This window comes from Sulfitobacter sp. 1A13679 (assembly GCF_043557115.1).
In the GTDB taxonomy this organism is placed as follows: Bacteria; Pseudomonadota; Alphaproteobacteria; order Rhodobacterales; family Rhodobacteraceae; genus Sulfitobacter; species Sulfitobacter faviae.
The window spans coordinates 1-13,373 of sequence record NZ_JBIFFO010000036.1 but is presented as its reverse complement, the minus strand read 5'-3'; the positions used below and the strand labels follow the sequence as shown (position 1 = coordinate 13,373).

Sequence of the window (13,373 nt, the reverse complement as noted above, 5' to 3'; positions counted from 1 at the left end):
GGCGTATGTCGATCAGATATGACCTCCACCATTGATGAACTGTTCTCACCCGGCATCACTCACATCGAGGTTCGATGCTGGGAATGTGGTCATACGGTGACCCGCAGGCCTGGCGATGTGCCTAACGGCATTACCCAACACGAGTTTGAGCGCCGGTCTGTCTGCAAATGTGGCACGGGGTGGCCACAGGTGACCAGATATCCGCGCAAAGCCTCTACGGCGATGTAGGCTGTTTCGCGAGATCGGTAAGTTGTTCGGTGATGCACAGACCGTGTGCGCTGCACTGCAGAAACTTTAATCATGCTGGTCCCGTTACTCCTACAGCAACGATGATGTCGCAATCACGCGACAGTCGTAAGATCAAAGGATCTGATGATGAAACTGATTATGACCACCGCCGCCGCCGCCCTGATTTCCACTGCCGCTCTGGCTGACACATCGACCTACCGCCAGGACCTCTTCCTGGATACCTCGATCGGTGCTGAGAAGACCTACGGTGATGAAGCCCGCATGCTGGCACCCCTTGAGTCGACCAAAGCCAATGACATCACATTCAGCACAGCCGACAACAGCTTCGACGACGACACAGTGATGAGCACCCGCTCCGAAGCACGCAGCGCCGGCGAAGGCTACATCTACGGTGGTTACGGCGCTGGCAACGACAGCCGGTAAGTAACAGTAGATCAGAGATCGCTGTTCTCCCTTAGTGCGCCAGATTTAGGTTCTGGCGCACTTGTGCAATCGAAGTAATTGCCCCGAAGTCCGGTGCCGGTCTGTGTGCAAGTGCGGCACAGGCTGGCCACAGGTGTCCCGGTTTCCCAGGAAGAAATCGGCATCGATGTGATAAGCTTCACGCGAGGGAGGCAACATGAAACCCAAGGCGCCCAGATTTTCGTTCAAAGACCGCGCAGCTGAGAAAGCCGCCGCGCGCGAACGCGATGAAGAACTACTTCGTTCTGGTGAAGTTTCGCCCGCTGATATGGCGCGCGCTAACGGCGGTTTCGTCCGAGGGGCGCGTTACAAAGGCCCATCAAAGCGCATGCAGGCACTCGCTGCGTCCCTATCGTCATCTGACGACAGGGGCTAACCACCAATAAACGCCTCTATTTCCTGCTCTCTGGCTTCAAGGCTTCGGGAAAGTCTTTGTCATAAACAAGGTTCCCGTCCTCATCGAGGCCAACTCCAAGCCCAAGGCGCCGCAGTCGTTCGAAATACGCTTCCTCATCGGGTCCAGGCTGGCCCATCTTCTCTATAAACCATTCCTCCCACTCGGGGTCTGATTCATCCGGTTTTGGGTCTGTCATCGATGCGCTCTCCCAACGGCTGACCTACTCTACCACACCATAGACTCTGAGGTCTGCGACAGAACTCGAACTATGTGATATCCTATTCACCGTGACATGAACGGCGGCGCTACGGAGGGATCATGACCACATTCGACATCATCGTATCGATTGGATCTGTCGTCTTTGGCACGGCCGCCATCGTCTATGCGATCTATGTCGGCAGGACCGCGGGCCGAGATCGGCCCCATGATCCAGAGCGCTTGCGCAGGTTCATCAAGAATGCGCCTTACGACGCGCCGGAACGCCCTTCGGACAACAAACCGAGCGCGGACAATCCCTGAACAGGAATAGACTACAAAAATATTTTTGTAGCTTAAAACAAAGATATTCAGCCCTTACGGGCAGGCCCACCAGACTCGCGCCATCGCAACTCTGCACGCCTCGATATGCGTCGCTGCTTTGCGCCTTTGACGACATCGGCCTCGGCGTCATTCATGCATTGCACCACCGCCATCGCATCGTGTGCGGAATACCCTTCCCGCATCATCGCTTCGGCGATGTGCTTCCTGACAAAACGGAACAGGTGTGGCGGCCAGAATGCAAAAGAGTCCCGGCCCTCGATCGCATCATGTATGAGGAAGCCGTGGCCCTCTCCGACAGCCATGCCTCTTCGAAGACACTTGGCCGAGACGATGAGCCCGTCGTCCATTAGTGGAAAAAACTCAAACATGCAGGTCCGGCCGCGAACCATTTGAACGCGGCCAAACCCTCGGCTGATCTCGACGTCGGAATCCATTCTCAGGTTCCCTGACCACAAACGCTACAAAAATATTTTTGTAGCTTAATACAAAGATATTCAGCTCTTGCGAGCGGGTCCACTTGCCCGCCGAAGATACTCCTCGATGGCCTGGGCGATGATGTCGTTCATGGGCCGATCCTCCTCGATCCGCTGCAAGCGGAGTCGCTTGTGCGTCGCCTTCGGGACGCGGATGTGCATTGCGGACAGGTCGCCCTTGTCCATGTCTCTGATCGGCTTTGCCGTGCCTGAGCTCGTGCTGGGCGCCCTCTTCCTGGCCGGCTTGGCTGGCTTCGGTTCTTCGACGACAACCTCGGGCTGAGCATCGCCCGCCTTGATGGTCTTCGCCATATCTGTAAGGCGTGTCTTCTTCATTATTTTAGCATCCTCTTGATCTCGGCGAACAGGGCCGCCGCTTCCTGTGCCGCCTTCTCTCGCGGGCTTGCGAATTCGGTGATGGCCAGACCAGCGTTCAGCGCAGAGCTGAACGGCTTGCGATATCCCAACCGGGATTTGGCCACAGGTATCTGTGGTGCAATCTCCGTCAGGACCTCTTCGGTCTCATCTGCTTCGGTGCCCCTGGCAGGCACCTGGTTCAAAACGAACACCCCGCGGGCGTGGTTGTCGTTGATCGCTTTGACTGTTGTTTCAAGTGCCCAGATGTCGAGTGCACCGGGACGGACAGGAACCAGAACAAGATCAGAGCGAGACAGCACCAGGTCCGCTTGGGTAGCGGAGTGCGGCGGCATGTCGACCACCACCAGGTTGATGCCCTCTTCCTCTGCTTGTTCGAGGTAGCCGCTGAACGATCCGGGATCCGCCGGCAAGACCGGCGGGTTATCGGACTCCCTGATCCGCGTCCAAAAGGTCGAACTCTCCTGGACGTCGTAATCCAACATGAGAACGCTGTTGCCGCGCTTTTGCTGAGAAGCAAGAACGGCCATATGGATCGCCAGAGTTGATTTGCCGGATCCGCCCTTAGACGTGAAAACGGTTAAAACTTTCATTTCCGTGATCCCTGAAGCACTTACATATAATGTATTAACATACAAAAATATTTTTGTATGTTAATAGCACGGATGTCAAGAATGGCATCTGATCACATTCGACCCAGCAGCTACGGCCCCCAGGAGTTTAGCCAACGGGTAAGAGCGTTTTCACAGTCTGCGCGACGGAAAGGTTCGCTCGGTGTCTTTAGTGCGCGAGGCAGGCCGCCTTGCCCATCACTCATCCATTCCTCCAGCGGCACATGGCTGACAGATCCACGGTGCTCACGAACGGCGCTGATGTCAGCTTCATCTATACCGGACACATCACAGTGCATCAGCGCGGGCGGGTAATATGCATTGTCATTTCTGATAACCGATCGTGTTAGGTCACGAACAAACACCTCTGGCCCGATCAACTTCTTCTCTACATGGATGCAGGCATCCAGCTTGTCGCTGTAAAAGGCATCAACATCGTAAAGACGGTAGTCACGATTGAGGGGCGGAGATGCCATAAGCGCAACCAGCTCGCTTGATAGGGTTTCACATAGCTCAGTTCGGTCCTGCGCAATGCAGACAGCCGGAAGAAATGCAAAAACTATCAGCGTGGCGCGAAAGATCACTTAGGTATCAATGCCTCCAGCTGGGAGCGAAATGAGCTTGAATAAAACGAGTAGGCTTCGCTCTTTATCGCTGCGAACTCTTCATTGATGATGTCGGTGCCATCTACAATTTGAGATATGCGCGGCTTTTCGAGGCGTGCAAGGCTATTACCGCTTGTTAGCTGACAGCTCTCAGAGGTGTTGTTGCGCGCAATCTCGAAGAACTCTTTCGTTTCGAAGTTGAAGCTAAGCTGATTGGTCCGACAAGCCGTGTTGTTCAATGGAACTGCGTCAATTTGGTTCTCGTCCCAACGAGTGATCCGATAGGTTTCATCGGCGATTTCGCTGACATGGTAGGACTGCACCCACGAGTTCTCGTCCGGCAGCATTAGCGCGATCTGGCGATATTCGCACGTTCCCTCCTGTCTAACGCAGACAATATCAACATGATTAACTGGATAGGCGATCTTATCGTCGAGGATAGTCACGGTGCCTTTCACAAAGGCCCAATTTCCAACAATTGCTCCGTTGAAGGTGAATGGAAAGAAACTGACGTCCGTCATGTTTAGGCGTGAAGTCCGATAATCCAGCGTATGCAGCTGCCAAACAGTTAAGTTGCCCGTGGGCTCTTCGCCCAGATCAGATTGAAAGTTGCGTTTTGCGTTCTCGAATTCAGCAAAGCCATTATACATAAGCGAGTTCAGTCGTGCCTGCGTGATGAAGTCGCCGGCAGGCGATGCGGCAAGATTAGCCGCGCTGCTATACATCATTGGAACTGAACTACTTCTCTCGTCCTCGGGGAGGGCAAGAAGCTGTTCAGGCAGGTAATGGCGATACTTTTCCACGGCATCGCTATCCGCATAAGCGCAGCCAGCGAAAACAAGAAAACAAATCAAAATAGTTCTAATCATACGTGTATTACACGCCATACGGCCCCACCGGTCAATTTTTCCGTTGATCCATCACGCGGGCGTCTTCTGTCGTGCTACTGTCGCGTCGCTGACGTGTTCCTGTCGTTAGCGCGTCGTCACGCTGTCGGAGAGGTTTGAGCCATGGTTTCGAGACATCGATCACACCAAAGGAGCCGATCCATGCAACTCGACGGAGATCTTATTCGACGCCATCGCACCACCTTAGGCCTGACCCAGGCCCAGCTTGCCAAGAAGTCTGGCTATGACACACGCACCATCCAGCGCGCCGAAGCCGGAACGCCCGTCCTCAACCAGGCGGCCGCTACCATTGCCCAAGCACTCGAAGTCAGTCTCGATCGCATTATTCCGCGACAGGAGAACCTGTTCGAACTTCCGCAGGCCGACCAGAAACCCGAGGTGATCCTGCTTCCATGCCCATCAGGGAAGGACTTCCACCGACATCTCTGCAAGACGGACTTTTTGCATGTGGAGCGCGATTTTGACCCACGAACAGAACACCGAGACGCCGTGAAACGGTTTGGGGCTCTTATTGATAAAGTCTGGGACAATCCATGGGTGCCCAGATCGTTCCTCTACGCCGACCAACCAACCGAGGAGCAGATCTTTGATGAGATGATCACAGCTGGAGAGATTATCGACGAGCTCAAAGAACTCGGCCTTCGTGTAATGCTCGGGAGCTACACGATTCGGGAGCAAAAGATACACTATTCTGAGTTTGGTGAAGTCTATGCCAGAACCGGCAGCCCCTATGACACCGACTACTCGTCGCTCATAGTGTGCCTTACCGATGCGCTCGACGAAACGCTCCGCCGAACGCCCGAAGATCATTACCTGAGCCCATCAAGCCTCGCGAAGCGCGGATACGACTATGAGCCTCGGGATGTGGATAACGAGATTCCATTCTGAACCTCAGACGCGCCCTGTCACTTGACCGGGCGCGGATGGGAACCAAGAGGGGAGGGTTAGCGAAGATCAAAGCCCGATTGTAATGCCCTCACCTGTTTGGCGAACAATGCGATCTTGGTGGAGTGGGCCCCTATTCTCTCCATTCGCAATTCTGACCCTCGTCTCATTCATAGCCTGAACCACCGCGACGGCATCATGAGCAGAAAACCCATCCCTCAGCATTGCATCGACTATATGCGTCCGCACAAAGTCGAACTGACTCTCCGGCCAGCTGAGCCAGTTCTCGCGGCCCTCCAATATGGCATAGACCCCGGCCATGTAATCATCGCCATTGATGCCAAAAGGTCGGCAGTAAGACTGGATTATCCAATGGGGCCTACCGAAGTAGAACTTCTGTCCAAGGGTGAATTGAGAGTTGCTGCCACGGACCCACTGTCGACCGCACTGATCTCGACGAACCTCAACTTCGCTTTGCCCAGATTTAGCGAGTGGATACATATCGACACTCCTTAGTATTTGTTGGTTTGATATTTTAATACGATCATACAAAAATATTTTTGTATGTCGGGCGCAGCCCTATACGGGCGCGTGGTAATTCAGACTTTGTGCCAGGTAAGCTTGGCGAGTTTGCGTTCGAGGGCTTTGTATTCCACGATCTCGGCCTCAATCTCATTCATGGCCTGAACCACAGAGATTGCTTCATGTGCAGAAAACTCTTCCCTCTGCATTGCTTCGGCGATGTGCTCCTGCACAAAACGAAACAGATGCGGCGGCCAGCTGGCCCACGTTGCACGGCCTTCCAAAATGTCTTCGATACCTTCACGGTATCCACAGCCTACGACGCGGCCCGACCGCAGGCGCTCAGCATCGATATTCCACTTGGCATCGGGATCTTTTGGCATCCGCCAAAGCATAAACATGCAGGTTTCGGTCCGGACTACCTGGCGGCCGAACTCGTCCCAGAAAACCTCGACGGCGCTGCTCATCGCGTTCTCCGCTGTATAGGTGACGGCCCACTACGATGGCGATCCTGGGCGACTTTGCCCTCCTTGATCTGCGGCAAGGCTGCTTCGCAAACTGTGCTGTAGGCACACATTCCACACCGTGTGGCCTCGCAGAAAGCGAAGGCCTGTCGCGCCATGTCGGGGCCCAGTGCCGCATACGGGTCTTCGACAGCGCGCTTCTCTTGCTCGGCACGTTCCAAGACGCCAGCCACGAAATCCTCATCGAGACCGTAGTAGCGCACCGTCTGGCCGCTGAGACGAGCACGCCCCGATTGATCATTCCGGATCCCAAGGGCTTTCAGCATTCGACCGATTGTCGCCGGATCTTGGAGCGGAAGAAGGTCACGCGGCACGGCAGCTGCTGCATCAAGTGTCCTCGCTTCTGGAATCAACGCGAGCTCAGCTTGGATCTGTGACAACGAGATCGAGACTCGGCTGCCGCGCTCCACGATAGTTTCAGCCGCCTGAACCAACAGATCCTCTGCGGTGAGGTTGTCGCTCTTGTTGAACGCCAATCGCTGGATTGCACTCTTCACCGCGCCGCTAAAGTCCTCATCGTCGGTCATCTCGGCGATGGTTTCCAGAGGTGCTGCGATCTGCTCCGCTCGGCCGCCGCGATTGGCAGCCTTCTCGAGGTAGATTCGGTTGGCCTCTGCGATATTCGCCATGCCCCAGGCGTGCAGCTCCTGCCGCAGCGGTTCAGTGATCGCCAGATCGCGGCCTCGGATGCGGCCTTCGTCCTGGACGGTCTTCGGCATTGGCCGGCAGAGGATCTGATACATCCGCGTCGCATTGACGGCGTCGATCCCGAGGATGTTGGTGATCACCTTCGGCCCGTAGAAGTTCAGCGTCCGGGTCGTCCCGTTTTTCTCGACGACCGATTTCACGCCAGTCGTCTTCGAGTAGCTAACCTTGAGAACCTGATTGATGTCGCCGTAGCCGCCATCGTCACCGCCACGACGACCAACGGCTTCCAGGTCATCGAGAACCAGCAAACCACGGCCTTGGTCGATGAAGCGCACGAAAGCCTTTTCGGAGCCGCCGCCGAGGACCCGCCCATTGAAAGACAGGTCTGCGATGCCCTCGGCCAACGAGGTCTTCCCCGATCCTTTTTCGCCGTTCAAAAGCAGCAGCGGGATCGCGTCGAAGCCGTTGTAGCAGTAGCTCATCATCACGTAGGCGGCGATGAGCTCGTAATCGGTGTCATTCGGCAGCCAGGTCAGTTGGCGCAGGAAAGCGACGATATCGGCCGTGATCTCGGCGGTTGGCCGATGGGTCGGTTTGCCCTCCTCGGTGTTCTTTACGAACTTCTGGATGCTCGGCCAGGTCCAAGTCGAGAACTCCCTCGGCTTCGGCATCGAGAGGACTTCTGTTCCGTCATCGAGAACGATCACCTTGTCTTCGTCTTCGACCCAGTGAGGTGCCGGGGCCGTGCTCATGCCAAGCATCAACCCGTCGGAACGAACAACCTTGGTCTGGTAGTAGCTGGCCTTAACATCGACCATGAAAGAGGATCCGTCAGGTGCCTGGCGCTTCCGCTTCACTGTCTCGACCATGCGGACCTGAAACGGATAATACATCTGGCCGCTGTGGAACGCGCCGTTGATGTTGATACGGCGGTCTTCGTATTCACCGTCGTTTTGCAGCGCCAGCGGCGCGGTGGGCGCCTCTGCAGGCATAGCTACACCGATGGCCGGGGCACCATCGAGCAGCTGCTCGAACTCAGCCACACCGCGCAGCCGATCATCGGCCTCAAAGAAGTCAGTCCAGTCCTTCCCGATCTCACGCGGGACCTCGACGCGGAAGAACTCACGCTGTGCGAGCTGGCGCACGCGCTTGGCCATTTCTTCGCCCGCAGGGTCGTTGTCCTGGCCGAGAAATACTTTCTCCCATCCGGTCCAGAATTCCGGATTTTTCCACTCTTCCGGCACGCCAGAGCCGTGCGTCGAAGTGATGATCGCCATCCGACCGACCAGAGATGTTTCTCGGATTGCCTCGTAGAGGCGCCAGAGATCTTTCACCCCTTCGGCCACGAAGAGCCAACGTTTGCCTTCAGCTGGGCCAGACCAGGCGGTGATCGGGCTGCCAACGGCCCAACTGTTGGTATCCACCGGATTTACCGAGAACCCTGGCACAGCGATCTTCATCTGACGCTTGATCAACGTGCCTTCGCGGCTCATCACTGGCGCGGTGATCGCGTGCCCCCTCGGCTCGCCATCATCACCGGTCTTGGGCTGAAAAAGGCCCGTCAGGCCAACCCCGAAGCGCTCCATCAGGAACTCGGGGTTCAGACCGCGGCCCTCGAGGTAGGCGAGAGCCTTCGGCGCCTTGGCAAGGCGGGCTCGATTTTTGCGCAGCGTCTCGGCCGAGATCGGATCAAGATCGTCCGCCTGAACTGATGGCGATGCCTTCGGCTTGCTTTGAACAACGGAAAGCTTCGGTGCCGCGCCCAACAGATCGCCCAGATATTGAATCGCGTCCGCCGTAGAGCAGCCGCGAACGCACTGAACCGCGTCGATGAGATCGCCATGGGGCTTTGACCCTGACGGATTGAAATCCGTAAAGCGGCCAGCAAACTGCCCGGTAGTTTCGAAGCGGCAGCTGCGTCCTGCGCCGCCGGTGGCATCTGCCACCAAATAGGCGCTCTTGTCGCGCACGGCGTCAGCGCCGTAGAGATCAGCAATTACGCGCTCGATGTTGTCTGGACGGGTCAGGAGATCGCGGATCGCCTTGATGTCATAGCGACGGCTCATGCGGCGTCTCCTTCATCGAACATGGAATTCCAAAGGGCGTCACTCGCCAACGAATGGCGTTCCCCGGGCAGGAAGCGGGCATAGGCCTCTTTCACCATTTCCTCGCTATCCATCAGCAGCGCCGCGGCGTCGGAAAAGCCCCTGGTCCTCTTCACCGAGGCCGTCGCCACCACATGGCGGATCGAATGCGGGCCGTGAGGGCGCAGGCCCTCGATGGCGCCACGACCCGTGAAGGGGTTGTGGATGCCGTAGGTCGTAATAATCGACCGGAACATCTCATAGTAGGCGTTCAAGCAATACTCAGCCGATTTCGAACGAGCAGTCATCGTCTTTACGAAAAGCGTTCCTGGATCTCGACGATTTCCGAGTAGCGTTTTGCGAGCCTCGAGATATTCGGCGATCTCGGAATATAGGTGATCGCGGTCCATCAGATGGAATACGTTCTCCTCATGGACCGCTTTCGAGGTCGCGTTCTTGAATGCTACCCCCGGGATGCGCACGATCCAGCGGCTTCCATCGAACGATAGCTCGCCGCGCTGCCGCCGCTTCAACTCTTTCCAAGACCGAGGCTTCTGCCCATCAGGGCAAATCAGCAGCTCCCGATTGTTTTTCTGTCGAAAAGCGAGCTCAAGGCCGAGACGTAGCACCAAGAGACTTCTCAATGTCTCCGCCTTCCGAACTGGGTAGGTGTCGTCTGGCATCCGCTTACGGATCTCAGGGACGATCCGGTAGTATTGGCGCAGCGGCTCCCTCGCCTCGAGCACTGGCAGCAAGGCCTCGAATGGATCTCTCCCTTTCTGCGACGCCTTCGCAATTTCCTTGAGGCGACTGTTGATGTGTTTCACTGCACGAGCGCATGCCCCCTTCCAGTCCTGCTGGATCATCTGGACATCTGCGCGAGATATCAGCCCCTTAACCGGAGCCAAATCCTCGCCAAATCCTGGCGATTGCGTAAGGAAACCGAACTCTCGATGGAGCATCCCTGCGAACACCAGGAGAGGTTTTTCGATGGCGTTGGTGTAACCACCTCGGCGAGCAACCTTCCACTGGATAAACTGGTCGATGACCTGAGGCACCATAACTGCCGACAGAGATAGCATCTCATCCGGCAGCCCCACTTTTCCAACCGCCCCCATGAAGGCAAGGATCTCGTAGTCTGCCTTTTCCGCAGTGGTTTTACCCCATTGCTCGTTTCTAACTATGCCTTCGGGGAGCATTGGGGAGGTTTTGAAGTTCCTGACCTCATCGAGCTCTTCGAGCAAGTGGTCAGGGGCCTTCCTAAGCCGGGATTTTTCGGTGCGCGCTAAAGCATACACAGAAAAATCATACTCAATGGGGTTCCCGTCATCCCCTTCTCCCAAAATCTCTTTCGGAGTCGATAGGATGTTACGCGAAACCCACGCCAGTATTTCGTCTTGCTCAGGGGTAGGGCGGCTACCGAAATCCGCAGGGAGGTGCTGCGAAATCCGTCGCTGAATGCTTCTCGGCAGCCCCGTTTCAATACGTGCTGAGTAAAAGCTGGATGTCGGAAGCACCTCTGAGAGATACCCGGTAGGGACGCCGAGGGCTCGCTCAACATGATGCAGCTGACTTCGCCAATCTTGGCTGGGGAATCTTCCCCCTCGCTCCCAATGATGAATCGCGCCCGTAGATAATTTTATCTCGCCCCGTGACACCGCATCGGAAAGCCCTTGAGCCGACATTCCGGCAGCCTCTCGAAGGCGTTGCAGCCTCTCTCCAAAGCTTTCGTCATCGTGGATCGCCACTGCTGCCCGGATCAGCTCCATTGCCCAGGGACGAACACGCTTGTTAATCTCGGTTCTTCGGCGTTTGGCGGTGCTGTCTGTGCCCAGGGCCTTCACGGCCTTGTTCCAGGGCGTGGTGCCGATCAGCTCCTCGCCGACGACATCCACCTCGGCCAGGTCATTGGCCTCCATGAAGGCAGTCAGTGAGCGCGTAGTGTTAGATACCGCGTTCAGGTTGCTGCTGCGCCCGGGGTGCTCGGCCTCGAGCTCGACCCTGCGACGCTCTCGAACATGCTCCAACAGATCTCCATAGGTGATCTGCGGTGTTTCATGTCCCTGCTCGATAGTGGCAGCCTCTTCGGGCTGCACTCGTTCATATTTCATATACGTCTCGTTCCTTGTTGAAACCGAGACGTCCTCCGGGTAGAATCATAGGGTAGCCGCGAAACTACACCTATTTCAGAGGCCTCGGAGTGTTCCACCACTCCGGGGCTTCTTTACCTTTGGGACGTCATAGCATGCTGGGTTGCCAGCCTTGCCTGATCAGCGTCTCTCCCTTGTCTGTCAAAGCTACGTTGCGCCGTCCCACGTCTGGGATCTTCATGGCGATCCCTTTCTTGATCAGCGCCGAAAAATACGGGCTCATGTTGGTGGTGTTCAGCCCGATCTCATCAGCGATTTCACGCTGCGTCGGCCATTCGCCATGCGCCTCGTGATACCGAAGCATCGCTTCTGCGATCGCCATCTGTCGATCTGTGGGTGGCTTCACTTGATTCCTCCAACGTCCATTCGCCCAATGGTAGTTTGCGCTATAGCGCAAAGTCAAATGCGTATTACGCAAACTTCGGGCGCCAACGATATAGGCGACTTCTCTCGGAACCAAAGGGCAAGCCGAACAAAAGAAGATCGGCACAAATCCGATATCCGGAACAACTTTCTATCAACCTGTTGATCTATAGTGATTTTCTTCTGTGTTGGATGCCGCTCCGACCCTGTGCTGGCACTTTGTGCCGGCACACCCTATCCGGCACAGATTAAACGTATCCAGCACAGAGACCGGCACAGTGCTTGTTCCGCACATCATCTTCTTTTTTTTCCAATATAAAGAAGATGATAGGATGTTCAGAACGGGCGAGGGAGGAGGCCAGGTAACATGATGAAGAGAAATTCCAGAACAGTAACCGGGACAACTAATATAGCCTTAAAAATAAGGGAATCGATGACGTATTGTGCCGGATACCCATTTTTTGATGGTGAAATACACAGACCTATAATTTTAGGCAGATTTTGACGGAAAAATCCGAGTTTAACACCCCCATCACGGGACATAACCGGAACATTTAACTGCAGCGTAATACAAGATATTGTTTTATATAGGTAAAAAAGCCTCGAGGACTCTAATACACCACCTTCCGCCACTATGATCCAAAGTGTTAAATCAATAAGAGAGATAGCATATATAGAGTCCTTCTTTTCTACATATACAATATGTGGATTGAAAACCTTAACACCAAAAGATCCGGATCTTTTTTGACGCTCCCACGGTGTTAAACTGGAATAATCCAGCGAAATCTGACCATGCGCGTGGGCCATTCTTCCTGATCATGAGCGGGTCGATGCGTGGCTGCTGTGCCACCGGTAGTCCGTCCGCAAAGATTCTATTTTTTGAATCTGTCGAACATGACCACCTTGTTCCTATCACCATAGGAGCCAAGCATTTTGACAAAGATTTCTGACGACGACACCACCATCTTTCACGCGGCTGACGCAGGCGGCCTGGTTCAGGCTACACAGGATACGATCTCCGCCCTGCAACGTCACGGATACATCGAGCACGCCGCAGTTATCCGGCGCGCCACAGCCCAGTTCGTCGCGGGGCGCTCCCTGGTTGAGATCGGGACGCTACGCCGCTGGTGGTCTCTGTTCGAGCATGCGTGGGATCTCCTGGCCAATAGCCCGATTGACGATCCTTGTGTCGCTGACGACACCGCCGACATCGCCGCCGGCTACATTTACCGCGAACTTGTCGCTCTGGGGGTGACCCCCTCTAAGGGCGACATGAATACAAAGTCCGCGTGGGCCATTACCTATGACGACCTCAACGCCGACCTCAACAATGCCTACGAAATTCTAACCACCCTGCCCCGGCTGACCGATCCTGCACTTGAAGCGCGTGTTAACCAGGTGGCGGAGCTGCTGGACCAGCTGACCTACGACACCTGCGCGGACACGCAGGAAGAGTTTGAGGGAGAAACCCTCGCGGCCGCTGTATTGGCGGCATGATGCCAATGGCGTATGTCGATCAGATATGACCTCCACCATTGATGAACTGTTCTCACCCGGCATCACTCACATCGAGGTTC

The 13,373-nt window shown here is 55.6% G+C and carries 15 protein-coding genes; 4 read left to right on the top strand and 11 right to left on the bottom strand.

Features of this window, described 5'->3' with window-relative positions; translation table 11 throughout:
- Window positions 1–375: 375 nt before the first annotated feature.
- Complete coding sequence (locus ACGYLA_RS18785) at window positions 376–672, top strand: hypothetical protein (protein WP_394434507.1); 297 nt, start codon at window positions 376–378, stop codon at window positions 670–672.
- A gap of 431 nt (window positions 673–1,103) precedes the next feature.
- On the opposite strand, the gene ACGYLA_RS18780 is transcribed toward ACGYLA_RS18785, so the two are convergent.
- Window positions 1,104–1,304, bottom strand: coding sequence for a hypothetical protein (locus ACGYLA_RS18780; RefSeq protein ID WP_394434505.1), 201 nt, complete (start codon window positions 1,302–1,304; stop codon window positions 1,104–1,106).
- 122 nt (window positions 1,305–1,426) lie between these two features.
- Between ACGYLA_RS18780 and ACGYLA_RS18775 the strand changes: the two genes are divergently transcribed.
- The gene (locus ACGYLA_RS18775) at window positions 1,427–1,627 is read left to right on the top strand and encodes a hypothetical protein (RefSeq protein WP_394434503.1); all 201 of its coding nucleotides are present in this window, start codon (window positions 1,427–1,429) and stop codon (window positions 1,625–1,627) included.
- 47 nt (window positions 1,628–1,674) lie between these two features.
- On the opposite strand, the gene ACGYLA_RS18770 is transcribed toward ACGYLA_RS18775, so the two are convergent.
- From ACGYLA_RS18770 to ACGYLA_RS18750, 5 genes are all read right to left on the bottom strand, one after another.
- Window positions 1,675–2,082 (bottom strand): hypothetical protein, encoded by a 408-nt coding sequence (locus tag ACGYLA_RS18770; RefSeq protein ID WP_394434501.1) that lies wholly within the window; start codon window positions 2,080–2,082, stop codon window positions 1,675–1,677.
- A gap of 60 nt (window positions 2,083–2,142) precedes the next feature.
- A complete protein-coding gene (locus ACGYLA_RS18765) occupies window positions 2,143–2,457 on the bottom strand; it encodes a hypothetical protein (RefSeq protein WP_394434499.1) in 315 nt (104 codons plus the stop codon).
- Window positions 2,457–3,089 (bottom strand): AAA family ATPase, encoded by a 633-nt coding sequence (locus ACGYLA_RS18760; protein ID WP_394434497.1) that lies wholly within the window; start codon window positions 3,087–3,089, stop codon window positions 2,457–2,459. Before ACGYLA_RS18760 ends, ACGYLA_RS18765 begins: the two co-directional genes overlap by 1 nt.
- A 110-nt stretch (window positions 3,090–3,199) precedes the next feature.
- A complete protein-coding gene (locus ACGYLA_RS18755; protein ID WP_394434495.1) occupies window positions 3,200–3,691 on the bottom strand; it encodes a hypothetical protein in 492 nt (163 codons plus the stop codon).
- Window positions 3,688–4,581, bottom strand: coding sequence for a hypothetical protein (locus ACGYLA_RS18750; protein WP_394434493.1), 894 nt, complete (start codon window positions 4,579–4,581; stop codon window positions 3,688–3,690). The genes ACGYLA_RS18755 and ACGYLA_RS18750 overlap by 4 nt, the downstream gene beginning before the upstream one ends.
- A gap of 180 nt (window positions 4,582–4,761) precedes the next feature.
- On the opposite strand from ACGYLA_RS18750, the gene ACGYLA_RS18745 reads away from it, so the two are divergent.
- Window positions 4,762–5,508 carry a helix-turn-helix transcriptional regulator gene (locus tag ACGYLA_RS18745; protein WP_394434491.1) on the top strand — a complete coding sequence of 249 codons (747 nt, stop codon included), beginning with the start codon at window positions 4,762–4,764 and terminating at the stop codon, window positions 5,506–5,508.
- Between the two features lie 596 nt (window positions 5,509–6,104).
- Here the strand turns inward: ACGYLA_RS18745 and ACGYLA_RS18740 are convergent.
- The 5 genes from ACGYLA_RS18740 to ACGYLA_RS18720 form a co-directional block, all read right to left on the bottom strand.
- A complete protein-coding gene (locus ACGYLA_RS18740) occupies window positions 6,105–6,494 on the bottom strand; it encodes a hypothetical protein (RefSeq protein WP_394434489.1) in 390 nt (129 codons plus the stop codon).
- Window positions 6,491–9,265: a hypothetical protein gene (locus tag ACGYLA_RS18735; RefSeq protein ID WP_394434487.1), complete on the bottom strand. Its 2,775-nt coding sequence runs from the start codon at window positions 9,263–9,265 to the stop codon at window positions 6,491–6,493. Before ACGYLA_RS18735 ends, ACGYLA_RS18740 begins: the two co-directional genes overlap by 4 nt.
- Window positions 9,262–11,394, bottom strand: a complete 2,133-nt coding sequence (locus ACGYLA_RS18730) for a helix-turn-helix domain-containing protein (RefSeq protein ID WP_394434485.1) — start codon at window positions 11,392–11,394, stop codon at window positions 9,262–9,264. Before ACGYLA_RS18730 ends, ACGYLA_RS18735 begins: the two co-directional genes overlap by 4 nt.
- Window positions 11,395–11,521: 127 nt before the next feature.
- A complete protein-coding gene (locus ACGYLA_RS18725; protein ID WP_394434483.1) occupies window positions 11,522–11,755 on the bottom strand; it encodes a hypothetical protein in 234 nt (77 codons plus the stop codon).
- A gap of 377 nt (window positions 11,756–12,132) precedes the next feature.
- Complete coding sequence (locus ACGYLA_RS18720; RefSeq protein ID WP_394434482.1) at window positions 12,133–12,603, bottom strand: hypothetical protein; 471 nt, start codon at window positions 12,601–12,603, stop codon at window positions 12,133–12,135.
- Window positions 12,604–12,729: 126 nt separating this feature from the next.
- Between ACGYLA_RS18720 and ACGYLA_RS18715 the strand changes: the two genes are divergently transcribed.
- Window positions 12,730–13,293: a hypothetical protein gene (locus ACGYLA_RS18715; RefSeq protein WP_394434480.1), complete on the top strand. Its 564-nt coding sequence runs from the start codon at window positions 12,730–12,732 to the stop codon at window positions 13,291–13,293.
- The last annotated feature ends 80 nt before the right edge of the window (window positions 13,294–13,373 follow it).

What these genes read in the sequence shown, in the direction of transcription:
- ACGYLA_RS18780 (WP_394434505.1), bottom strand. Translation starts at nt 1,304, where the DNA reads ATGACAGACCCAAAACCGGATGAATCAGACCCCGAGTGGGAGGAATGG.
- ACGYLA_RS18760 (WP_394434497.1), bottom strand. Translation starts at nt 3,089, where the DNA reads ATGAAAGTTTTAACCGTTTTCACGTCTAAGGGCGGATCCGGCAAATCA.
- ACGYLA_RS18765 (WP_394434499.1), bottom strand. Translation starts at nt 2,457, where the DNA reads ATGAAGAAGACACGCCTTACAGATATGGCGAAGACCATCAAGGCGGGC.
- ACGYLA_RS18745 (WP_394434491.1), top strand. Translation starts at nt 4,762, where the DNA reads ATGCAACTCGACGGAGATCTTATTCGACGCCATCGCACCACCTTAGGC.
- ACGYLA_RS18785 (WP_394434507.1), top strand. Translation starts at nt 376, where the DNA reads ATGAAACTGATTATGACCACCGCCGCCGCCGCCCTGATTTCCACTGCC.
- ACGYLA_RS18770 (WP_394434501.1), bottom strand. Translation starts at nt 2,082, where the DNA reads ATGGATTCCGACGTCGAGATCAGCCGAGGGTTTGGCCGCGTTCAAATG.
- ACGYLA_RS18775 (WP_394434503.1), top strand. Translation starts at nt 1,427, where the DNA reads ATGACCACATTCGACATCATCGTATCGATTGGATCTGTCGTCTTTGGC.
- ACGYLA_RS18735 (WP_394434487.1), bottom strand. Translation starts at nt 9,265, where the DNA reads ATGAGCCGTCGCTATGACATCAAGGCGATCCGCGATCTCCTGACCCGT.
- ACGYLA_RS18730 (WP_394434485.1), bottom strand. Translation starts at nt 11,394, where the DNA reads ATGAAATATGAACGAGTGCAGCCCGAAGAGGCTGCCACTATCGAGCAG.
- ACGYLA_RS18740 (WP_394434489.1), bottom strand. Translation starts at nt 6,494, where the DNA reads ATGAGCAGCGCCGTCGAGGTTTTCTGGGACGAGTTCGGCCGCCAGGTA.
- ACGYLA_RS18725 (WP_394434483.1), bottom strand. Translation starts at nt 11,755, where the DNA reads ATGGCGATCGCAGAAGCGATGCTTCGGTATCACGAGGCGCATGGCGAA.
- ACGYLA_RS18720 (WP_394434482.1), bottom strand. Translation starts at nt 12,603, where the DNA reads ATGGCCCACGCGCATGGTCAGATTTCGCTGGATTATTCCAGTTTAACA.
- ACGYLA_RS18750 (WP_394434493.1), bottom strand. Translation starts at nt 4,581, where the DNA reads ATGATTAGAACTATTTTGATTTGTTTTCTTGTTTTCGCTGGCTGCGCT.